The organism is Mesorhizobium sp. BR-1-1-10 (assembly GCF_020165595.1).
Taxonomy (GTDB): Bacteria; Pseudomonadota; Alphaproteobacteria; order Rhizobiales; family Rhizobiaceae; genus Mesorhizobium; species Mesorhizobium australicum.
The window spans coordinates 467,716-488,197 of record NZ_JAIUIL010000001.1 but is presented as its reverse complement, the minus strand read 5'-3'; the positions used below and the strand labels follow the sequence as shown (position 1 = coordinate 488,197).

The window sequence follows — 20,482 nt, the reverse complement described above, 5'->3', positions numbered from 1 at the left end:
CGGATGGGACCGGCATGGTCCCGTCCGCCGCACGGCGCCCGCCCATTGGAGGCAGAACCCGCTTATGTTGCGCTTCGTCTTTCGCCGCACCCTGCAGATGATCCCGACCTTGCTGGCGGTCGCCCTGATTATCTTCGTGATATTCAGCGTTGTTCCAGGCAGCTTCCTATCAAGTTTGATGGCTGAGGGGCGTAACGCCACGAACGCGGATGTCATGGGGCATCTGAATGCAGAGTTCGGCCTGGACAAGCCGCTGCCTGTCCGCCTTTGGGACTATCTATGGGGGCTGGCGCATTTTGACCTTGGAATTTCGTACCGGACCCGCGAGCCGGTGTGGGCCGTGATCGAGCCGCGGCTCTGGCCTTCGATCAAGCTCGCGTTGGCGGCAATGAGCTTTGCCGCGGTGATCGGCATTCCCCTGGGGTTTCTTGCCGCGCTGAAGCCGGGCAGCGCATTGGATACCGGCACGATGATGGTGGCAGTCTCCGGCCTGTCGCTTCCCGAATTCTGGCTCGGCTTGCTCCTGATGTACGTGTTTGCGCTGCAACTCGGCCTGTTGCCGAGCTTCGGCTACCAGCCAGGCAGCATCCGCTACGTGATATTGCCCGCCATAGCACTTGGGGTGTCGCCAATGGCGCTTCTTGCGCGAACGACCCGCGCTGGCGTTCTCGATGTGTTGAACGCCGATTTCGTGCGCACGGCGCGCGCCAAGGGAGTGTCCGAACCGCGTCTGGTGCGCGCTCACGTCACCCGCAACGTGCTTGTCCTGATCCTTACCACGCTTGGCCTTCAGATCGGCTCTCTCATGGGGCAGGCGATCGTGATCGAGAAGCTGTTTTCCTGGCCGGGGGTCGGATCGCTTCTGGTCGACAGCGTGTCGGCACGTGACATTCCCGTGGTCCAGGGCACAGTGATCGTGATTGTGGTGTGGTTCCTGGTCATCAATATGCTGGTCGATATCGCCTATGCGGTCATCGACCCGCGCATCAAGGTGGCTTGATCCATGCAGCTGCGGTTCAATTTTGCTCTTGGACTGGTGCTGGCGCTGCTCGTAGTAATAGCGGCTGTCAGCGCCGGCTGGATTGCGCCTTACGATCCGATATTCGATGCCGACCTGATGAATTCCGAAATGCCCCCAAGCTGGGCGCATTGGTTGGGCACGGACGGACAGGGCCGCGATGTCCTTTCCCGCGTCCTCTACGGCGCAAGAGTATCGCTGACAGTCGGCCTCGTCTCGCAGTTGATCAACTCGTTCATCGGCACCGCGCTCGGCGTCTCGGCCGGTTATTTCGGCGGCTGGTGGGACGATCTGGTGAACGGGTTGACCAACGTCATGCTGGCGATCCCATCCCTGGTATTCGCGCTCGCCATCATGGCGGTGCTGGGGCCGGGCCTGCCAAGCCTTTTGATTGCGCTCGGCCTGACCAACTGGTCATGGACCTGCCGCATCGCCCGCAGTTCCACCCTGTCGCTCAAGAACCAAGGCTTCGTGCAGGCCGCAAGAGCGGCAGGCTTCGGCGACATTAACATCATGCGCACCCAGATATTGCCGAACATCCTCGGCCCAGTCCTCGTCATCGCGACGCTGGGCATCGGCGGTGCTGTTCTGGCGGAGGCGGCCCTGTCCTTCCTCGGCGTCGGCATCCGCCCGCCGCAGCCAAGCTGGGGCAACATGCTCACGGACGCGCGCGACCTGATCCGTACCGCCCCCTGGGCATCGGTGTTCCCCGGTCTGGCGATCTTCGCCACGGTCCTTGGCTTCAATCTGCTCGGCGACGGGCTACGCGATATGCTGGATCCCCATATGAGGACCCGCAAGGCATGAGCGGCATTCTTCCCGATCCGATTCTGTCGGTGCGCGACCTGTGCATTGGTGTCGGCAAGCGCCACGAACTCCTTCACGACGTCTCTTTCGACATCCTGCCGGGGGAAACCTTTGGCCTAGTTGGCGAATCCGGCTCGGGAAAAAGCATCACCGGCCTCTCGGTGATGGGTCTGCTGAAGCGCCCGCTGGGCGTGACCGGCGGCTCGATCTTCTTCCGGGGACAGGACGTTCTGAAGCTCGGCGTCCGCGCCAGGCGCCGTCTGCGCGGTGACCGTATGGCGATGGTGTTCCAGGAGCCGATGACGGCACTCAACCCGCTGGCGACGATCGGCCGGCAGATTGCGGAAATGTTCGTCGTTCACAGCGGCATGGGATGGTCGGATGCGCGCAGGAAAGCCGTCGAGGCGTTGGAGAGCGTGCGGGTGCCGTCGCCCGAGGAGCGCGCTGAATCCTACCCGCATCAACTGTCCGGGGGGATGCGCCAGCGCGTCATGATTGCGATTGCACTGGCCTGCCGTCCCGACCTTTTAATCGCGGACGAGCCGACGACCGCGCTTGATGTAACCGTACAGGCAGACGTGCTGGAATTAATTGCCGAACTGTGCAGGGCCGAGGGAACGGCCGTGCTGCTGGTGAGCCACGATCTGGGCGTGATCGCCAATATGTGCCGCCGCGTCGGCGTCATGGATCAAGGGCGGCTCGTTGAGGAACAGGACACCAGGGCACTGTTCGAAAATCCGATGCACCCCTATACCAGGGGCCTGCTTGCGGCGCGTCCGCGTCTGGGCTCGAGAACGCCCGCCGGTCGTCGTCGCCTCACCGAACTCGACGAGGTCGTGACCGCCGAGGAACGCGGGCGGGACGCGCCAACGCTGACGACGCCGCGCGGTCTCTATAAGGAGGCGACCGCATGAGTGCGCCCTTGCTGGAAATCCGCAATCTCAATGTTCACTTTTCGCTGCCGCGTCGATCGCCTTTAGGGCCGAAGCGGACGCTCCGAGCCGTGCAAGGAGTGAACCTGACCCTGAACGAAGGGGAATGCCTGTCCATCGTCGGCGAATCCGGTTGCGGGAAATCCACCACCGCGCTGACCGTTATGGGCCTGCAAGCGCAGACCTCGGGAGAGATACTGTTCAAGGGAAAATCATTGACGGGGCCCGGCGCTCCCGACAGGAAGGATCGAGCCCGCATCGCGCAGATGGTGTTTCAGGATCCCTACGCGTCTTTGAACCCGCGCCAGACCATCGGCCGCATGCTGTCCGCGCAGCTCGTCCTGCATGGTATCGCCAAGGGCAGCGAGGCCAACCACCGCGTTGCCGAAATGTTGACGCGGGTTGGCCTGGCGCCGGACCACGCAGACCGTTATCCGCATGAGTTCTCGGGCGGGCAGCGTCAGCGCATCGGTATCGCCCGGGCGTTGATGCTCAGCCCCAAGATTTTGGTGCTGGACGAGCCGGTGTCGGCGCTCGACGTGTCCATCCAGGCCCAGATCATCAACCTCTTGATGGATCTGCAGGAAAGGCTAGGGCTGAGTTACATCATGATTTCCCACGACTTGAGTGTGGTCGAACACGTTAGCGACCGGGTTGCCGTGATGTATTTCGGCCGCGTAGTGGAGGAAGGCGACTGGCATTCGATTTTCAGCCGCCCGACGCATCCCTATACGCGTCGTCTGATCGGCTCTGTTCCCGACCCGGATGCGATCTTGACCGGCGCGCGCGCTTTACCCGACGCTGCCTCCATTCCGGACGCCGCGCGTTTTTCGCCCGACATTGCGCGCCGTCCGAACCCTGACGAGCAACCGGAGCCGAGCGCGCTTGTTGAGATCGGCCAAAACCACCGCGTTCGCCTCGCGCAATAGAGAAGCCCAATGCCGTTCACTGTTTTGACTGCCGAATTCATGCACGAAAGCAATACGTTTTCGCGCTACCGCACCGACCTGCCGCAGTTTAAGGTGGATGCACTGCATTATGGCGACCAAGCAATCCGCGCGCGGCGAAACGCCAACACCGAACTCGCCGGCTTCATGGATGTCGCCGAGCTTGCCGGCTGGAACGTCGTCCACGCGGTGTCAGCCCACGCCGTGCCCGGCGGGCGGGTAACTCAAGCAGCCTATGACCACATCGCCGGCGTCATTCTGGAGGCGGCGCGTTCGAGCAGGGGCCGGCTCGACGGCGTGCTGCTCGGCCTGCACGGCTCGATGGTGCCCGACTTTTGCGACGACGGGGAGGGCTATCTGCTTGGCCTGCTGCGGGAGGAACTGGGGGCGGAAATTCCTATTGCGGTAACACTTGACCTTCATGCCATGGTCTCGGAAGACATGGTCCGGGACGCACAGATACTCGTCTCCTACAAGACCTATCCGCATGTGGATATGCGCGAGATTGGCGCGCATGCCGCGCGCATTCTGGATCGCACGATTCGGGGAGAGATCGCGCCTCGCACCCTCAGGGCGCACGTGCCGATGCTTGACGAGGCGAACTCCGGCCGCACCGATGTTCCCGAAACCCTTGCGCTTTATGACCGCTGCCGCGAGGCCGAGTCTGAGGGCTTGCTCGCTGTTTCCGTTAATGCAGCCTTCACGGGGGCAGACGTGTCGTGTGTCGGCCCCACCGTGCTAGCGACCTTTGACAGCCGCGACCCTTACGCCAATGCAACCGCCAGCCGTGTGACAGAGGAACTTGCAGACAGGATCTGGCAGGGCCGAACTAAGAAGCGCAATGTCTTCATAGGGGTCGATGAAGCCGCCGCCGAGGCGCTCGATTGGGGTGGCGACAAACCGCTTGTCATCGCTGACTATGCCGACAATCCCGGCGCCGGCTCCTACGGCGACTCAACCGCGCTGTTGAAGGGCTTGCTTGATGCGGGAGTGAAGGGCGCGGTGTTCGCGCCCATGATTGATGCGGAGGCAGCAGCGGAACTGCATCGTCACAGGCAAGGCGAAGCCGTCACGGTCACGATTGGCGGTAAGGGCGACCCGAACTTCGGCGGCGGCCCGCTGACGGTGACTGGCGTCTTGGCCATGCTCTCCGATGGCGCCTATGTCGGCGACGGACCGATACAGGGTGGGCTTAGCCATAGCTTCGGACCTACCGCCGTCATCGACCTCGACGGGATCGAAGTCTTGGTGGTCTCAGAGGCGCAGCAGATCGTCGATCTTCAGCAATTGCGCGCTTTCGGGATAGAACCGACGGCTCGCCGCGTATTGGTTCTGAAATCAATGCAGCATTTCCGTGCGGCATTCGAGCCGATAGCTGGCAGGGTCATCGTCTGCGATGCAGGCGCGCTGGCAACGCCGAGGGCGGAACGGCGACCTTATACCGACACACCACGCCCGCTCTGGCCGCTCGACAAGGATTTCGAGCGCACATTGATCCCGTCTCCTTGACAGACGCACTCTAACCTTAGCTGGAGAAGTTTGCGGGGCTTAAGTCAGCGGATTGCAGATCCATCCTGCGGGCCTCCATGTTGGTCGTTTTCGGAAGGCCCGCTTCAGCCAATTGGTCCCGAAAGCGGACTGATAGTGGTCATCCTCCGGGTCCACCACTATCGTAATTTCTCAATGGCTTACCAGCAGATTCGCCAGAAGGTTCGGCAACAATCGGCCTGCGGGTCGCCAGCCGCACGACGCGATCCATGCCCTGAACCGCAAGACGAACCTGCGATGCCTCGCGTGAATAGAGCTCGGCATGATCGATGTCGTCGTGGCCCAGCACCTCCATGAACTGCCTGGTCGAGGCCTCGGCCTCGGCGAGATAGACGCCGAGCGACTTTCGCAGTCCATGCAGCGTCAGCCCCTTCGTAAGCCCTGCAAGCTTGCACCAGCGCGCCATGCTCCCGGTCAGGGACTTGGAGGAGAAGGGCTGGCCATAAGCGGTCACCAGGACGGTTTCGCCGCGCTTGTCGGCGGCACCAAGCATCTCGGCCAACATGGGCGTGATCGGTACGAAAAGCCGCTTGCCACCGGTCCTGTTCTTGTTCTTTGCCTGGACGATCTCGAAGCCGTCGAAATGACGCTCCTGGCCATCGATCATGACCTTGCGCGTGACCCTCTGGTCCCACCGTAGATCGGCGACATCGCCGCGACGATTGCCTAGCCAGAGCGCCAGCCCGTAGTGCGCGCAGCCGTCCCCAGCGGCCAGCGCTGCTCAAATTTCTGCATCGCTTCGTGAGGCCAAGCCTTCCAGCCCGTGTAGGCAGGACGCCACTCGACTGCCGCGGTAGGATCGATTTCAATCCAGTCCAGTCGCACCGCGACATAGACGAGCTTGCGTATCGCGACCAGCAGGTGCTTGGCCTTGTGTGGTGTCGCGATGAAGTGTCCCAGAAGCTCTTCGACGTGGACCCGCCGCAGGTTCTTAACGGGCACGTCGCGCCATGTCAGCGGATGGTCCGGGACCACCCGCAGCGCCAGAAATTCCTCGACCAGGCGGCTGTTCTTGAATCTCGTGCTGTCGTCAAGAGCGAGCCACTTCACCGATGCCTTCAATCTCCTTTCGGCTGCTCCGAACGTTCCTGGCAAGGCAGCACCCGGCATTGTGACAACCGGCGCTTTTCGTGTCTTGCGACCCTCGACAGCAGCCCGATAGGCTTCCTTGAAACCTCTCTCGTTCGGGGCAGGCAGCGGCACCAGGCGCCCATTGGCGCGGTAGCGCCAGCGCGTCTTCCCATGACGATCCTTATAGGAGGACACACCTGGGTATTCGTCTTTAAGACGCTGTTCCATGGCAGAACCAGGCTATTACCCTCGATGGTTCCCTTTCAAGAGAAAGTCGACGATATTGTCGTCATCGTCGCCGGGCAGATCCGCGAACGCAGCCTCCAGCTTAAGGCGATCCCAGATCACACGAGTGTCGATTTTCTTTGGCTTTGGCATTCGCCCGTCCAAGACCATCTGGTCGAACTTTGTTACGCCTACGCCGACGTAGCGGGCAGCTTCATCCCGCGACAGGCCACGTGGGGGGTAGGAGAGGGTGTCGCTCTTCATCACCTTGATCCGCTAATCAGCTGTCCGAACGCGTGGCACTTTCTGTGAACGCGTTCGAAATAGCAGGCGCCCGACCAAGGGGAAAGCCCGATGTCCAGCTTTGATTGCAGAAGGGCTACCCTGGCGTGCAAATCGGACGCTCCAGCCGCCCTTGAGCGATAATCGCAGCCCCTGGTCCATCGAGAACAATGTCTTGCCCGTAACGTAAATTGAAAGCAGGCCGGTGGCATATGGCCCTGCATCAGTTTAATATATTAGTCCTGTCTAAGATTAAGCCGGAGACCCTGAAAATGCAGCAGGCGAAACAAATCCTGGTGACAGGCGGCGCAGGTTTCCTGGGCTCATTTTTGTGCGAGCGGCTCCTTGCTGAGGGCCATCAGGTAGTTTGCGCAGATAACTTCTTCACAGGAAGCCGCAGAAACGTCTCTCATCTCCTCGATGACCGATCGTTCGAGATTATTCGTCATGACGTGACGTTTCCACTCTACGTAGAGGTTGACGAAATATACAATCTCGCCTGTCCGGCGAGCCCCGTCCACTATCAGTCCGACCCCGTCCAGACGACCAAGACCAGCGTTCATGGCGCGATCAATATGCTCGGACTGGCCAAGCGGGTTCGCGCACAGATTCTGCAGGCGTCCACCTCCGAAGTCTACGGCGACCCTGAAGTTCATCCGCAATTGGAAGGCTATTGGGGCAGAGTGAACCCGATTGGCCCTCGTTCCTGCTATGACGAAGGCAAGCGATGTGCCGAGACTCTGTTTTTCGACTATTGGCGACAGCACAAGCTGAAGATCAAGGTAGCCCGCATTTTCAATACCTACGGTCCAAGGATGCGTCCCGACGACGGTCGTGTCGTTTCCAATTTCATCGTGCAGGCGCTGCAAAACAAGCCGATAACGGTCTACGGCACTGGCCAGCAGACGCGTTCATTCTGCTACGTCGAGGACCTCATCGACGGTCTGGTACGTCTTATGCAGACTGCCGACGACATCACCGGTCCTGTCAATCTCGGCAACCCGGCGGAATTCACGATGCTCGAGCTCGCAAATCTGGTGATCGAACTTACCGGAAGCCGATCGAAGATCAGATTTTCGCCTCTACCCGTCGACGATCCAAAGCAGCGGCAGCCCGATATCCGATATGCTTCCCGCGAACTCAAATGGAAGCCAAGAACTGCATTGCGTGCTGGCCTTGCCAAGACCATTGCGTATTTCGAGGACGTGGTTTCATCTGGGCACATTCGGCCCGCCGCAGCCGAATGAAGACGGTCCTGGTCACTGGCGGGGCCGGCTATATCGGGTCGCACTGCTGCAAGGCATTCGCGGAATCTGGATGGTCGGTTGTTGCCTTTGACAACCTTTCGCGCGGCTGGCGCGACGCGGTGAAATGGGGACCGTTGATCGAGGCGGATATTTCCGACGCCGCGGCTGTGGCGGCCGCCCTGCACCGGTATCGGCCGGACGCCGTGGCGCATTTCGCTGCCTACGCTTACGTTGGCGAGTCAGTCGAGCGGCCGGAACTTTACTACCGAAACAACAGTTTCGGTACCCTGGTCCTGCTCGAGGAAATGCTGAAGGCCGGCCTGGACAAGCTGATCTTTTCGAGCACCTGCGCAACTTTTGGGATTCCGACGCGGTCTCCGATAGACGAAACGCATCGGCAGTCGCCCATCAATCCCTACGGCTGGTCCAAATTCATCATAGAGAGAATGGTCGAGGATATCTCGCTTGCTCGTGGCCTCAATGCGGTCGTGCTTCGGTATTTCAATGCGGCCGGATGCGACCCCGACGGCGAAATCGGCGAAAAGCATGAACCGGAAACACATGTCATTCCGCTGGCCATAGAGGCGGCAGTGAGGCCAGGCCGCACCTTCGTCATCAACGGAGCCGATTTCGATACCCGCGACGGAACCGCCGTGAGGGACTACGTCCATGTTGTCGATCTCGCGCGCGCCCACGTCCTGGCAGGGGAGAAGCTTCTCCGGGACAAGGGCGTCCACGTCTACAACCTCGGAACCGGAGCCGGTACAACGGTGGCCGAACTGGTCGACGCCGTCAGCCGGACTTCGGGAATACCGCTTCCGGTGGCCTACGGACCGCGCAGGCCAGGCGACCCGCCAGCGCTTGTTGCCGCGGCCGGCAAGGCCGAGCGGGAACTCGGTTGGGTGCCCGAACAATCGGGCATCGACAGGATCGTCGAGACAGCACTGGCTTGGTATCGCAGCCGATTGAAACAAATATAGCGCATGTGGGCTACCGCGCGGTCAGCAAGCGATCAAGAGCGCCAGCAACCGCGCCGAGCGAAAAATTTCCCTCTATCCGCTTTCGCGCCGCCTGTCCGAGGCGCTCTCGCATAATCGGATCGTCGTAAATTTTCTTCAGCGCCTGTGCAATGGCCGCCGGCTCGTCCCTTCGAACAATGAGGCCGCCGGATGCCTCGCCGTTTGCCAAGATGTCGGGTAGGCCCTGTGCGTCGGTGGCAACGACCGGAAGGCCGCAGGCCATCGCCTCCAACGGCGCAACGGGCATACCTTCGGTGCGAGACGCTGTGACATAGGCATCCGCCGCCGAAAGCCAACGCCGTATCAAGGTCCGGTCCGTGGTATAGTCGCAAAGCCATCTCACATTCGGCAGTGCGGCCTCGCTCAGCAGCCTGGCAAAAGCGTCTCGGTCCTGCCCCGAGCCGATGATGACCAGTTCGGACGAAGCATCGCCGGAAAAGAGGGACCATGCGTTCAGGAGCACATCCAGCCCCTTACGGCGAACGTCGATGCGTCCGTGGTTGACCACGACGAAGTTCCCGCTCGCCAGACCGAGGTCTTGCCGCGCCTGCTGACGTTCGATCGCTGTCCACTCGCTGGAATCGATGGGGTTGGGGATATTTGCGATGTTGAGCGCGATGTGCGGGTAAGCTTTGGCGAGGCGTTCACGCTCCGCTGCCGATGCGACGATCAGGCCGCTGCAGGCACGGAGAGAAGCCTGCCTGGCGATCGCCTCTATCCAGGAGAGCGTCCGGTCGCCGCCCTGGAACGTTGCATAGAGCGGAATCCGCATACGGACTGCCAGCCAGGCAAGCGCATCGAACCGCGTATATTCATATTCCTGAACGAGAATTGCATCACATTGCGACCGGGCGAGCACCTTCCGGAATGCCGGGAGCGGCGTCGCGGACCAGCGCCGCAGACTGTGAGCCGCTGCGGAGTGACCTTGACGCGCACGCGCGCCGGGAACGATCCAGATCGGCGCGCCCGTGCCGGCATGGTAGTGGCATTCTACCTGCGAAGCATGCTCGGAAGCGCACACGATGACCGGCCTATGCCCGGCCAATTGCAGAGCGGAGGCGTAACCGAAGAGCCAGCCGCCAGTCATCTGTTCGACGAAATCCTTAAGCCGCAATCCTATCGGATCGAGGAATTCCTCCACGACGTCGCCCCATGGGAAGAGGGCGATGACGAGGGAAGAGCGGCGGCCCATCAAATGCCCCGAAAAATTCATTTGCGCCAGGAAAAAGCCGTCTCCGTGCCGCGTGTTGAGCGTTGGTGCAGCACGTATCCGACAGCCGTTATCGGCGCCGCTAGAGCGTAAAGTATCTTGCGGCGACGGCGTCCGAAACGAGAAAACGCGATGTCGTGAAAGAGTGCCGTCACCGGGTTGATAAATGTGGCGCGGCGTTCCGGCGCACTGTCGAAGAGCGCTGCGAGTTCGGGATCCCGGTAGCCGCGCCGGACGTGACCCCATTCCTGCATCAGTTCGCTTTCATGCGGGCAATAGGGCTTCATGAAGCGGAAATAAGGGTAATGCCACTCCGCATGTGGCGTCGAGACAAGAACATACCCGCCTGGGCGCACGACCCTCAAGGCCTCTTGTGCGGCACTACGGTCATCCTCGATGTGTTCAAGCACGTCGAAGAGCGTCGCCACGTCGAAACGGTCATTCGCGAAGGGGAGGTCACAGGCATCGCCGCAGACGAAGGTCGACCTCGCCCAATCTGGCTGGTAGTTGCCCAACTCGGGATCTAGATCGAGGTTAACGACTTCAGCATTCGGATAGAGGATACTTGCCATCCCGCTGCGCCCGCCTCCAATTTCCAGTATCCGGCCTGGCCCGTCGATCGCCGCGGGCGCGACGCGATGAATTGCGCGCATCTTCTCACGGTAGAAAAGCCCGTCCGTCAGAGCGTTTGGAAAGGGATTCCGGGACAGAAATTGTCCGAGCGGTGCCTTGCTGATCATCGGTTTTGTTCCTCAGCCAATTTGATGTTCGCCGTTTTCGCCAGCCGAAACGGACGAGGAATTGAAGACCCGCCAGCCAGCCTTCGACTTCCGCCGCGAGGATACTGGTCCTGCCGGGAGGGCCTTCGAAAAGCGCCTTGACGAATGTTCTCAAGAAATATGCGGGCAGCTGCTTCCAGATGCGATCGATGTTTCCGCGATCGCCAAAATTGTCATATTGCGTGACAAGAGCTGCGACGTGGCCCTTCATGTAGGCTCTTACTTGCCGCCTGAAGCCCGGCCAGTCGCGGCGATGATGATGGAAGACAACGGCGCGAGGTTCATACAGGCAAGTCCCTCCTGCGGCCAGCAGCCGGTACCATAGCTCCGAATCTTCGGAACATCCGGCAGCACCGGCGCCGAGGCGCTCGTCGAACGAGCCTACCCGATCGAAGGCCGATCGCCGGAAGGCCATGTTGGCTCCAGCGCCGATTTTCCAGACATGCGCTCCGCTTGGCCGGGTCTCTTCGAAGAAGCGGTGGTCGAAGAGAAGCGGCACGAAGGTGGACCCAAAACCGCCCATGTCGAACTGGAAACGGCGTTGGGCGATCGTATCGAGCCGGGCTGGCAGCACCAAGCCGGTCAGTGCCTCGATGTCCCGTTCTTCGAAGGCACGCGCGATTTCGGCAGTCCAGCCGGGATGGACCTCGACATCGTCGTCTGTGAACGCGATGATGTCTTGATGGCTTTCTCGGATGCCGGCGGTTCGGGCCACACTCAGTCCGGGGCGCGGCTCATGAACGTAACGGACGTCAGGGAATCGGACACATACCGGACGAGCGTTGGCGTCGCGGGAGTTATCGACGACGATGACCTCGCCAGGGGCGCTGCGTTGCCTTGCAATGCTTTGAAGACACACCGCCAGGGCGGGGCCGCGATCGCGCGTGCAAATTACGACTGAGATGTGCTGGGCCGACGCGGAAGACGCAGCCGCGAGGTCATCGAGGCGGTCGACAAGGTCCTCCGCACCGGTCGCCGCGGTCAAAGACAGCGCGGATTTTGGCGATCCTTCATAGGTAGCCCGCAAGGGGGCTCCCAGTGGGATGCTGCGGGCAGCCAATTGTGCTGCCGAAAATTCCGCCGCGAACTGCCGCAGACTTGCCTCGCTGTAGGGCAATTCGTCAGGCAAGGACGCTCGCATTCCCAGCGGCAAGTCCTTCCACCAGAAGATCGATAGCGAAGGGGTATCTCCCGCATCGGCGTCCGCATAGGGAGAGCCGAGATCGATTTGCCTGACACGGAAGGCGTCGCCATTCACCGGTACTGCTCCCGGATCCTCTGCACGCGGACACGTGAGCGATCATATTCGCCTGAAAGGCCGTAGATTCCGCCCCACAACTCTGCAATTCCGAAACGAAAATCACGACCTTGAAGCTTGCGCCCGGCCCGCGCCAGCGCTTTCAGCCGATCAAAAAACCACCAGCAAACCATGGCACGGTGACGTGCCCTGAGCTCTCCGTCGGTCCGACGGCTTTTGACAAGAAAGGCCATCATACCAAGTCCCCATGTCCAATATTGCCGTCTCAATTGGTCGATCGTGTCGCGGTGCTCGTGGTAAACGGCATACTCCGGTTCATAGATCATGGCCCGGCCTGAACGCAGCACGCGATAGAAAATGTCGAGATCGCCACCGCCAGGCAGCGGTGCTCCGGTATCGAGCGCTTCGTCGAAACCGCCCAGCGATACCAGCAGCGTGCGGTCGAAAGCCATGTTGCAGCCGGCGCCGAGAATACCAGACCCTACCGGGTGCAGCGCATTGTCGAAACGGGTGTTGTGGAATTCGTTGCGCCTGAAGCCGCGGCCAAATCCCCCCCTTCGTTCGAAAAAGATCTGGGCCTCGGTGTCCAGGCGAAGCGGCAGCACCAAACCCGTAAAGCCACCGGCACCCGGATTGTCCCGGCAGGCTTTGGCAAGCCCGTCAAGCCAGTTGCGGTCGACGACCACGTCATCGTCAAGATAGGCAATCAGGCCGCCCGTGGCTGAGTGAAGAGCGGCATTTCGTGCAAAATCAAGCCCGGGCCTCGGTTCGAACACGTAACGAACGTCCTCGAAGCGCTCGACTGCTTCGCGTGTGGCTGAATCCACAGACGCATTGTCCACCACGACGACTTCGACGCTCGGAAAAGCGGTTCTGTGTCGGATGCTTTCGAGCGAAGCCAGCAACCTCGAAAGACGTTCAGCGCGGTCCTTCGTACATATCGCGATGGAGAGGCTCGGCAGGGGCAATTGCCCAACCGGTCTTCGGCGCAGCAATTCCTGATCCATCTTCTCAACAAGGACGCGATCGGCGAAACGTTCATCGGCAATGGATTTCAGTCGCTCCGCCGACAGCATCGCGGCGGAGGCGAGCGCGATCATCTCAAAGCCGACAAGCCGGCCCTGCCAGCGGGCAATGAGACCAACGCCGTCGTGCTCTGGCGCAAGCTCAATCGGGGCCAGCGGACTTGACAGTTCGATGTCGGCAATCTTGTAGCCCATCGCCTTAGTTCGCATCCATGGCAACACGACCGTTTTGAAACTCGTGAAGTTTTGAAAAATGGCCCGCTCGCTTCAGAAGTTGATCCGGCGAACCAATCTCGACCACCCGTCCCTTGGACATCACGATGATCTGGTCAGCGGCCTGGACGGTGGACAGGCGATGCGCAATGACAACCACGGTGCGATCGTGCGAGTATTGCTCGAGGGCGATCTGGAACGCCTGTTCCGTCTCGCCGTCGAGCGCATTCGTGGCTTCGTCCAAAAGGAGAATGTCGGGATTGCGAAGTATGGTCCGGGCCAGCGCGATCCGCTGCCTCTGGCCCCCCGACACGCGCATTCCCTGGTCGCCGATCTGCGTCTCGTAGCCCTCCGGAAGCGAGCGGATGAAATCGTCAGCCTTCGCAATGCGGGCCGCTTGGCGCAGTTCGTGCTCACCGGCGTCGAAATCGCCGTAAGCGATGTTGGCCGCGATGGTGTCGTTGAACAGGTACACCTCCTGGGACATCAGCGACAGCCGCTTGCGCCAACTGCGCAACTCGAAACCTGAAAGCGGGATACCGTCGGCAAGGACTTCCCCCGACGTCGGGTCCATGAAGCGAAAGAGCAGGGCCATGACGGTCGACTTGCCGGCACCCGACTCGCCAACGATTGCCGTGGTCTTGCCGGCGGGGATACTGAAAGACACATCCTGCAGCGCCAAAGGCTGATCGGGCGCATACCGAAAGCAGACATCGCGAAATTCGACGGCCGTCTTGAGTGCAGGCGCCGGCACATAGCCTTGGCTGAGAAACGGCGTTTGCGTTGTGCGCAGGAACTCGTCCACATCGTCAATCGCGCCCGCAAGCCCGTCCAGCGCAATCTTCGACTGCAGCAATTCCCGTGTGGGCCCCTGGAGACGATAAAGCAGTGACAGGAAAGCGGCGAGAGCCGCGATTCCTATGCTTGCGGATTCGGCAATGAGAACCAGTGCACCGATCAGGATCGTGATCGAGATCTCGGAGACAGGCCCGGGGGTCGCCCAAAGCATGTCGAGCCTCAACAGACGACGCCTTACCCTGTCCGATGTCTGAACGAACCGGTCATGCTCGTAGGATTCCTGTGCGAAGGCACGGATCAATTGCAATGAATTGATGCTTTCCCACATCCTGAGGCCGAACTGCTTGTTTTCCTCGACGACGGCCTTGCCGGTCTCGTCAGCGCGCCGCGTGGCCAGACGAATGGCCATTGCTCCGAAAAGCAGGAAAATCATCGAAAAAAAGGTCAATCGGACTGAGATCAATAGCATCAAGAGAACGAAGACGCCGAAGGTACAAAGGCAGACCATCAACCGGTAGGCCAGGCTCAGCCCTTGGCTGACCTTCCAGGTATTGTTGGCAATTGTCGTGATGATGTCCGTTCGCCTGTTCTCGACACGGTAGTCGATGCACGAACTTATCGTCTGATCGAAAACCCTGGATCGCAACCGGTGCGCGACGAGGCCGTCGATGTATCTGGTTACCCAGGTGTTGGCGAGATGGACCGCATTTTTGAGGACGATGCTGACGCAAAGCGCTCCGACCAGGAAGGCGGTTAGGTAATGATGCGGGATGGGCGACAGGAGCCTGTCAAATACCGGCTGCCATCTGCCGGGCTGTGGCGGCGAGGCTCCCAGGCTCTGCAGCAGCGGAATGAACAGAACGAGACCCGTACCTTCCAGAACCGCTGCGATCAGTCCAAGCCCCACCACGGTCGGCCCAGCCCAGGCTGGCGCTGCCGCCAGGCGAAAGAGCCGCCGCAATCGCACGACCATTCTCACCAGATGCTCTCTGCGTAGTGGGGTTGGAACTCGGCGTTCTTGTTTCGCATCCCTTTCACTCGGATTTTGACCCACCGAGGCACCAGTCTGGCACGGCAATAAATGTCCATCATTCTTGGCAGGCGAGAAATCGCCGTCCCTGGCTCCATAAGGAAGAGTTTCTTCATCAGGCCATACGCTGCCGAAAGCCGCCCGGAGATCAAGGCTCTTACGGCGAGCCAATGCAGCATGTCGATCAGATGATCGTCGAGATCGTCCCCGAACTGCGGGTACTTCTGGCGAAACTCGGCAAGGACAATTTCACAAGAACGAAGCATCTGCATGACATCGCTCGACATGTTGGCGTTCGTCATCCGGTAACCCACGAGGTACTGAGGGACGACGCGAAACTCGTATCTTTCGGCTATTCTGAGGCACATCAGCAGGTCCTCGCAGCCTTGTGCGTTCCTGGCCCTCAAGGAAGGGTCGAAGCCTCCCGCTCGCTCGAACGCGGCGCGTCGGACCAGCATTGAACTTCCGTTGCCAACAAAATTCGTCCTGCACATGCGTTGGAGCACGCGACCCTCGGCATCGGGCCGGTTATGCAATGAGAATACCCGGCCGTCGCCGTCTATATCGGCGAACCAGCAATATGCCAGGCCTGCCGAAGAGCCGCCTTGCTGTAAGGTGCACATCTGAAGCGCGATTTTGGATGGGGCCCAAAGATCGTCGGCGTCCACAAACGCCAGGAACTCCGCATCGGTGGATGCAACTCCACGATTGCGCGCATTCGCAACGCCGCCGTTCGACTGCGTTATCAGGCGGATACGGCTATCCTGTTCAGCATAGGAGGCCACAATCGAGGCAGAAAGGTCCGTCGACCCGTCGTCGACGACGACAATGTCCAGCGCCTGGTATTGTTGCCCGCAGATGCTGTTCAGGGTCGCGCGAATCGTTCGTTCCGCATTGAACATCGGCACCACGACGCCCACCGTGGCATTGTCTTTGATCATGGGCCTCTGTTGTCTCCGCAAACAGTTGGCTTGACAGGCATTGTAACCGGGCGCCCGGCGAGCCTCTCCGCGACACGCACCCCCTGGCCTCGATGGCTCTGCCGACTACGCCGTCGTGCGGGAACCTGGAAGTGTGAGTCACGGCGGCATGCTGCACTGCAACACAAAATTACACCGCAATGCGCAATGTTGCTAATTTAATCATCTCTAAAGTCCGGTTTGCAGGATCAGTTTTTCTTACGGCCCGAAACAGCGCTTGAACCGCCAGCGCGCGCCGTTACCGCGAACGCCGCCGTCCGGCGCGGCGTCCCGCCCACCGCTAAGCTGAGATTGGCTGTTCAAGAGGCGGGCGTCTTACTACGCAGCCTTTAACCTGACCGGGATCCTGATGAGGTACTGGCGCGTCTTCACGAGCCAACCTCAGCGACCGACATGAAGCTCCGACCTGCCTTGCGACGCCAATGCGCGACGGGGAAGAGATCGGCACGGCTGCAATGAGAGACAGGACTCACCCGCAGCCGCACTCAAGCCGCGACGGTTAGCCGAGAGAGGAGGAGAGGGCGCTATGGTTATCTCCTGCGGGCGAAGGCGATCGCTATAGCATTGTTGGCTGCGTGGACTGGCGTCATTCGAATAGACGAGTAGGGTTCGCCATGGCACCGCATCAAGCAAACCCGCCGCGCGGCCATCGTTTCTGCCCGGGAAACGCGTGCTCCAAGGGGCAGCGAGGTGCGGGGCCTGCACCTAGGAGAGAGAAGGCTCGAGCCGGCCAAGCTGTCCGCGTGGCTAGAAGCGCGGAGACATCTGAGAGCGCTGCGTTCGCCCGAACGAGCCGAACCATCGGATGGCGACCATCCACCCGACGGTGATCCTGACGTCGCCCTGCGTGACCCTATGAAGGACCGGCGTTGGTTCACATCGAGTTCCTGAGATCGTTCCGCGGACCTATGTCACGCAATGTCATTCACGATTCCTATCCGGCGATAAATGAAAGCTTCGTCCCCTGCGGCATTGGCGACGTTGCGCCGGGTTTCATCGACCAGCGCAGCCATGCGCGCGTGTGCCTCCGACTTGATGCAGACCGGATCTGTCGCAGCGGCATCGCCGACAATCGCCAACGCCTGACATCTGCAGCCGCCCCAATCGATCTCACGCCGCTCGCAGCTTCGGCATGGCTCCTGCATCCACTCGGTGCCGCGAAAGGCATTGAATGCGGGTGAAGCGGCCCAGATGTCGGCCAGCGGTTTCGCTCCAAAACGTTCGAAGCGAAGTGAAGGAATCGTCTGCGCGGCGTGGCACGGCAATACAGTACCGTCCGGGGTAACCACTAACGCGTCGCGCGCCCAACCGCCCATGCATGGCTTGGGATATGTAGCGAAATAATCCGGCGTGACAAAATCGATGTTCATAATGCCGGCGAGCCTTTCGCGCGCGGCTGCGACGATGTCCGCCTGCCGGTCTATCGCGCCACATTCGGGCATCAGCATATCGCGATTGGCCAGCGCCCAGCCGGCATACTGCACGTTGGCGATCTCGAGCCGGTCGGCGCCCAAGGAAAGAGCCAGATCGATGAATTCGGGTACCTCCTCGATGTTGTGACGATGGATCGGTGCGTTGATGGTGAGTGGCAGCCCGGCCGCGCGGGCGCGGTGTGCCGTCTTCAGCTTCTTTTCGTGGCTGCCGCTGTGGTTGGCGACACGGTCGGTGGTCCGCTGACGGGCACCCTGAAAGCTCAGTTGCAGGTGGTCGAGACCGGCTTCGGCAAAGGCTTCGATACGGCCTTCGGCAATGCCAACACCAGCGGTGATGAGGTTGGTGTAGATACCGCGCGACGAAAGCGCGGCGATCAGTTGCTCAAGGTCGCGGCGAAGCGTCGGCTCGCCGCCGGACAGGTGCACCTGGAGAACGCCCAGATCGGCGGCCTGCGAGAACAGATCGAGCCAGGTCCGCGTGTCGAGCTCCCGATTGGCCTTCAGCAATTCGAGCGGATTGGAGCAGTAAGGGCATTGCAGCGGACAGCGATGCGTCAGTTCCGCCAACATGCCGATCGGAGGCAGGAGAGGCTCGCTCATAGTTTCACCAGAAGCTTGTCCGACCATTCCTGCAGGAAGGCGATGACGTCGGCCGTTACCTCATCCTGACCGGCGTCATAGTCGGCCGCAAGGTCGGCGATGATGTGGCCGACCGTGGATCTCCCGTCGCAGCGGCGCAAGATGTCGAGGCTGACCTCGTCCGGCCAGAAGACTTTCTCCGGCGAAAGCACGGCGAAGGCGCGCCGCACAGGGTCGTACTGGATTCGGACATGCTTCGGCAGTGACGGCGCCGATCGCAACGACACGATGGCTCTTTCGCGCAGTCCCGTCATGAGGCCGCCTTCGGGCGGAAGGCGCCGGGCGGTATGTTTCCAGGCGCGCCATAGGCATGTTGAAGTGCGTCGAGCATCGCCCACAATATGTCGCATTTGAACACCAGCGCATCGATCGCCTGCTGCTGACGTTCGGCCGTCTCGGCATGTTCTAGCACGTAGGCGAGCGCGAAGTCCGCGTCGCGTGATGCCTGTTCGGGCCGCCAGCTGAAATAGGCCAGCGTGTCTTGCGTAATGTAGTCGTATCTGGCCAGCATCGCCGGCACTCGTTCGCCGATGATGCGGGGTGAGAACATCTCCGTGAGTGACGATGCGACCGCCTCGAGCAGCGTACGGTTGGTGCAGAAGGAAAGGTAGGCGCCCACCGCGAAACGGGTCGCCGGCAGCGCCAGACGCTCGCTCCTGACCGCTTCGGCCTCGAGCCCCAGTGCGGTGGCCAGATGCAGCCAGCGCGCGATGCCGCCGCTCCAGCCGTCGTCGCCGTCATGATCCTCGATGCGTTTGCGCCACGCGGCGCGAAACGCCGGATCTTCGGCACGCGCCAGGATCATGGCGTCCTTGCGCGGAATGACGGCCTGGTAGCAATAACGGTTGAGCGCCCAGGCCTGCATTTCGGCTTTCGACAGAGCGCCACTGGTCATACTGTGATGGAAAGGATGTCGGTTGTGATAACGTTCTTCACCGACCTGCCGCAGCACGGCTTCGAACTCGCTCCTGGACAGGCCATCTTTCGCAGCCTCGTGGAAATCGCTCAAAATTCCATCTCCATCCCATCGCTGGCGACTTCCCAACCAGCCACTCTGACCGCCGCGTGTTCGGCAGAATTCTCGTCGAGAACAGGATTGGTGTTGTTGATATGGACGAAGATACGACGGCCGATTTTCACATCGGCTAAGCCGGCAATCGAGCCCTCCTCTCCAGACATTGCGATGTGCCCCATGCGCGCGCCGGTTTTCTGGCCGACGCGGGCAATAATCATCTCGTCGTCCGTGTAGACGGTGCCGTCGAACAGAAGGCAGGCGGCATCAGCAACACGAGTGCGCAGGGCGGCATCGATGCGCGCGCAGCCCGGAATGTAGAAGATGGCGCCGCACCTGCCGGTCGCAGTGATGCGGACTCCGATTGTGTCACCCCTGTCGGAACTGAAATCGGCGCTGGGATCGGCCTTTTGCTCGAGGTAGAGCGCGATCTTCCCAGGTACGGGAAAGCTGTCGACCACAACGCCAGTTTCGCGGCCATACGCGTCGCGAATCGCCAGTTCGCCCGTTGGCCCCAGCAGGCGCCGAGATACGATCGACGGATCGAGAACGTTGAAAATCGAATTCGCCTCCAGCGTCTCCAGCACCTGTGCTGTTCCGTAGATTGCGAAAGGCTGTCGTTCACGCAGGCTGAGCAGGCCGGCGACATGGTCCACGTCGGCGTTGGTCAGCACCACGGCGCGGATAGGCGTTGAGCGCGGCGGCGCATCGGCTGGCGGCTGCAGTTCAGGCGTTTGCGCAATCTGCTGGCGAATGTCGGGTGACGCATTGAAGAGAACCCAGCCTGCCCCGTCACCCGACACGGCAATGGACGATTGGGTTCGTGGACGAACGCCGGGCATCCCGCTGCGAGCCGCGCGGCTCAAACGATAATTGCAATTCCACTGCGGAAAGCCGCCTCCCGCCGCCGATCCGATGATCTTCACGAGCATACCATCGCTCCGAAGCCCTATGGAACTAGCAGGACGTTCTCAAAAGCAACCGCGTCCAATTTTCCTACGGACAAGGC

General features: G+C 60.9%; 19 protein-coding genes and 1 pseudogene. 7 read left to right on the top strand and 13 right to left on the bottom strand.

The features are described from left to right. Positions 1–64 precede the first annotated feature (64 nt). From LB555_RS02215 to LB555_RS02195, 5 genes are read left to right on the top strand one after another with little or no spacing between them, the layout of a single operon-like run. A complete protein-coding gene (locus LB555_RS02215) occupies positions 65–1,000 on the top strand; it encodes an ABC transporter permease (RefSeq protein ID WP_224682207.1) in 936 nt (311 codons plus the stop codon). Between the two features lie 3 nt (positions 1,001–1,003). Then, on the top strand, positions 1,004–1,825 hold the full coding sequence (locus LB555_RS02210; RefSeq protein ID WP_140877201.1) for an ABC transporter permease: 822 nt from the start codon (positions 1,004–1,006) through the stop codon (positions 1,823–1,825). 5 nt (positions 1,826–1,830) lie between these two features. Further along, complete coding sequence (locus LB555_RS02205; protein ID WP_411970746.1) at positions 1,831–2,739, top strand: ABC transporter ATP-binding protein; 909 nt, start codon at positions 1,831–1,833, stop codon at positions 2,737–2,739. Continuing rightward, positions 2,736–3,686, top strand: coding sequence for an ABC transporter ATP-binding protein (locus tag LB555_RS02200; protein WP_140877205.1), 951 nt, complete (start codon positions 2,736–2,738; stop codon positions 3,684–3,686). The genes LB555_RS02205 and LB555_RS02200 overlap by 4 nt, the downstream gene beginning before the upstream one ends. A 9-nt stretch (positions 3,687–3,695) precedes the next feature. Then, positions 3,696–5,213, top strand: coding sequence for a M81 family metallopeptidase (locus LB555_RS02195; protein ID WP_224682206.1), 1,518 nt, complete (start codon positions 3,696–3,698; stop codon positions 5,211–5,213). A 229-nt stretch (positions 5,214–5,442) separates the two neighbouring features. Here LB555_RS02195 and LB555_RS02190 read toward each other — a convergent pair. From LB555_RS02190 to LB555_RS02180, 3 genes and pseudogenes are all read right to left on the bottom strand, one after another. Continuing rightward, a pseudogene (locus LB555_RS02190) lies at positions 5,443–5,934 on the bottom strand (tyrosine-type recombinase/integrase); the annotation flags it as partial. Beyond that, complete coding sequence (locus LB555_RS02185) at positions 5,919–6,551, bottom strand: hypothetical protein (RefSeq protein WP_140877209.1); 633 nt, start codon at positions 6,549–6,551, stop codon at positions 5,919–5,921. The pseudogene LB555_RS02190 and the gene LB555_RS02185, both read right to left, overlap by 16 nt. Positions 6,552–6,566: 15 nt before the next feature. Next, positions 6,567–6,812 carry a hypothetical protein gene (locus LB555_RS02180; protein ID WP_140663761.1) on the bottom strand — a complete coding sequence of 82 codons (246 nt, stop codon included), beginning with the start codon at positions 6,810–6,812 and terminating at the stop codon, positions 6,567–6,569. 290 nt (positions 6,813–7,102) lie between these two features. Here LB555_RS02180 and LB555_RS02175 point away from each other — a divergent pair, with 290 nt between their 5' ends. Together LB555_RS02175 and galE are read left to right on the top strand one after the other, a co-directional pair. Further along, complete coding sequence (locus tag LB555_RS02175) at positions 7,103–8,077, top strand: UDP-glucuronic acid decarboxylase family protein (protein WP_140877211.1); 975 nt, start codon at positions 7,103–7,105, stop codon at positions 8,075–8,077. Next, complete coding sequence (gene galE / locus LB555_RS02170; protein ID WP_224682205.1) at positions 8,074–9,057, top strand: UDP-glucose 4-epimerase GalE; 984 nt, start codon at positions 8,074–8,076, stop codon at positions 9,055–9,057. The genes LB555_RS02175 and galE overlap by 4 nt, the downstream gene beginning before the upstream one ends. 10 nt (positions 9,058–9,067) lie before the next feature. On the opposite strand, the gene LB555_RS02165 is transcribed toward galE, so the two are convergent. The 10 genes from LB555_RS02165 to pqqB form a co-directional block, all read right to left on the bottom strand. Continuing rightward, complete coding sequence (locus tag LB555_RS02165) at positions 9,068–10,309, bottom strand: glycosyltransferase family 4 protein (protein WP_224682204.1); 1,242 nt, start codon at positions 10,307–10,309, stop codon at positions 9,068–9,070. Continuing rightward, the gene (locus LB555_RS02160) at positions 10,306–11,046 is read right to left on the bottom strand and encodes a class I SAM-dependent methyltransferase (protein ID WP_140877215.1); all 741 of its coding nucleotides are present in this window, start codon (positions 11,044–11,046) and stop codon (positions 10,306–10,308) included. Before LB555_RS02160 ends, LB555_RS02165 begins: the two co-directional genes overlap by 4 nt. Next, complete coding sequence (locus LB555_RS02155; protein WP_224682202.1) at positions 10,964–12,343, bottom strand: glycosyltransferase family 2 protein; 1,380 nt, start codon at positions 12,341–12,343, stop codon at positions 10,964–10,966. Before LB555_RS02155 ends, LB555_RS02160 begins: the two co-directional genes overlap by 83 nt. Beyond that, positions 12,340–13,563 (bottom strand): glycosyltransferase family 2 protein, encoded by a 1,224-nt coding sequence (locus LB555_RS02150; protein WP_140877219.1) that lies wholly within the window; start codon positions 13,561–13,563, stop codon positions 12,340–12,342. Before LB555_RS02150 ends, LB555_RS02155 begins: the two co-directional genes overlap by 4 nt. A 4-nt stretch (positions 13,564–13,567) precedes the next feature. Then, complete coding sequence (locus tag LB555_RS02145) at positions 13,568–15,433, bottom strand: ABC transporter ATP-binding protein (protein ID WP_224682201.1); 1,866 nt, start codon at positions 15,431–15,433, stop codon at positions 13,568–13,570. Continuing rightward, entirely contained in the window at positions 15,355–16,350 is a 996-nt protein-coding gene (locus LB555_RS02140) for a glycosyltransferase family 2 protein (RefSeq protein WP_140620300.1), read from the bottom strand. The genes LB555_RS02145 and LB555_RS02140 overlap by 79 nt, the downstream gene beginning before the upstream one ends. Before the next feature lie 950 nt (positions 16,351–17,300). Next, a complete protein-coding gene (pqqE, locus tag LB555_RS02135; protein WP_140877223.1) occupies positions 17,301–18,422 on the bottom strand; it encodes a pyrroloquinoline quinone biosynthesis protein PqqE in 1,122 nt (373 codons plus the stop codon). Then, on the bottom strand, positions 18,419–18,715 hold the full coding sequence (gene pqqD / locus LB555_RS02130) for a pyrroloquinoline quinone biosynthesis peptide chaperone PqqD (RefSeq protein ID WP_140877225.1): 297 nt from the start codon (positions 18,713–18,715) through the stop codon (positions 18,419–18,421). The genes pqqE and pqqD overlap by 4 nt, the downstream gene beginning before the upstream one ends. Further along, positions 18,712–19,470, bottom strand: a complete 759-nt coding sequence (pqqC, locus tag LB555_RS02125) for a pyrroloquinoline-quinone synthase PqqC (protein WP_140877227.1) — start codon at positions 19,468–19,470, stop codon at positions 18,712–18,714. The genes pqqD and pqqC overlap by 4 nt, the downstream gene beginning before the upstream one ends. After that, complete coding sequence (pqqB, locus tag LB555_RS02120) at positions 19,467–20,405, bottom strand: pyrroloquinoline quinone biosynthesis protein PqqB (RefSeq protein ID WP_140877229.1); 939 nt, start codon at positions 20,403–20,405, stop codon at positions 19,467–19,469. Before pqqB ends, pqqC begins: the two co-directional genes overlap by 4 nt. Positions 20,406–20,482 lie beyond the last annotated feature (77 nt).

What these genes read in the sequence shown, in the direction of transcription:
- LB555_RS02215 (WP_224682207.1), top strand. Translation starts at nt 65, where the DNA reads ATGTTGCGCTTCGTCTTTCGCCGCACCCTGCAGATGATCCCGACCTTG.
- LB555_RS02210 (WP_140877201.1), top strand. Translation starts at nt 1,004, where the DNA reads ATGCAGCTGCGGTTCAATTTTGCTCTTGGACTGGTGCTGGCGCTGCTC.
- LB555_RS02200 (WP_140877205.1), top strand. Translation starts at nt 2,736, where the DNA reads ATGAGTGCGCCCTTGCTGGAAATCCGCAATCTCAATGTTCACTTTTCG.
- LB555_RS02195 (WP_224682206.1), top strand. Translation starts at nt 3,696, where the DNA reads ATGCCGTTCACTGTTTTGACTGCCGAATTCATGCACGAAAGCAATACG.
- LB555_RS02185 (WP_140877209.1), bottom strand. Translation starts at nt 6,551, where the DNA reads ATGGAACAGCGTCTTAAAGACGAATACCCAGGTGTGTCCTCCTATAAG.
- LB555_RS02180 (WP_140663761.1), bottom strand. Translation starts at nt 6,812, where the DNA reads ATGAAGAGCGACACCCTCTCCTACCCCCCACGTGGCCTGTCGCGGGAT.
- LB555_RS02175 (WP_140877211.1), top strand. Translation starts at nt 7,103, where the DNA reads ATGCAGCAGGCGAAACAAATCCTGGTGACAGGCGGCGCAGGTTTCCTG.
- galE (WP_224682205.1), top strand. Translation starts at nt 8,074, where the DNA reads ATGAAGACGGTCCTGGTCACTGGCGGGGCCGGCTATATCGGGTCGCAC.
- LB555_RS02165 (WP_224682204.1), bottom strand. Translation starts at nt 10,309, where the DNA reads ATGAATTTTTCGGGGCATTTGATGGGCCGCCGCTCTTCCCTCGTCATC.
- LB555_RS02160 (WP_140877215.1), bottom strand. Translation starts at nt 11,046, where the DNA reads ATGATCAGCAAGGCACCGCTCGGACAATTTCTGTCCCGGAATCCCTTT.
- LB555_RS02150 (WP_140877219.1), bottom strand. Translation starts at nt 13,563, where the DNA reads ATGGGCTACAAGATTGCCGACATCGAACTGTCAAGTCCGCTGGCCCCG.
- LB555_RS02140 (WP_140620300.1), bottom strand. Translation starts at nt 16,350, where the DNA reads ATGATCAAAGACAATGCCACGGTGGGCGTCGTGGTGCCGATGTTCAAT.
- pqqE (WP_140877223.1), bottom strand. Translation starts at nt 18,422, where the DNA reads ATGAGCGAGCCTCTCCTGCCTCCGATCGGCATGTTGGCGGAACTGACG.
- pqqD (WP_140877225.1), bottom strand. Translation starts at nt 18,715, where the DNA reads ATGACGGGACTGCGCGAAAGAGCCATCGTGTCGTTGCGATCGGCGCCG.
- pqqB (WP_140877229.1), bottom strand. Translation starts at nt 20,405, where the DNA reads ATGCTCGTGAAGATCATCGGATCGGCGGCGGGAGGCGGCTTTCCGCAG.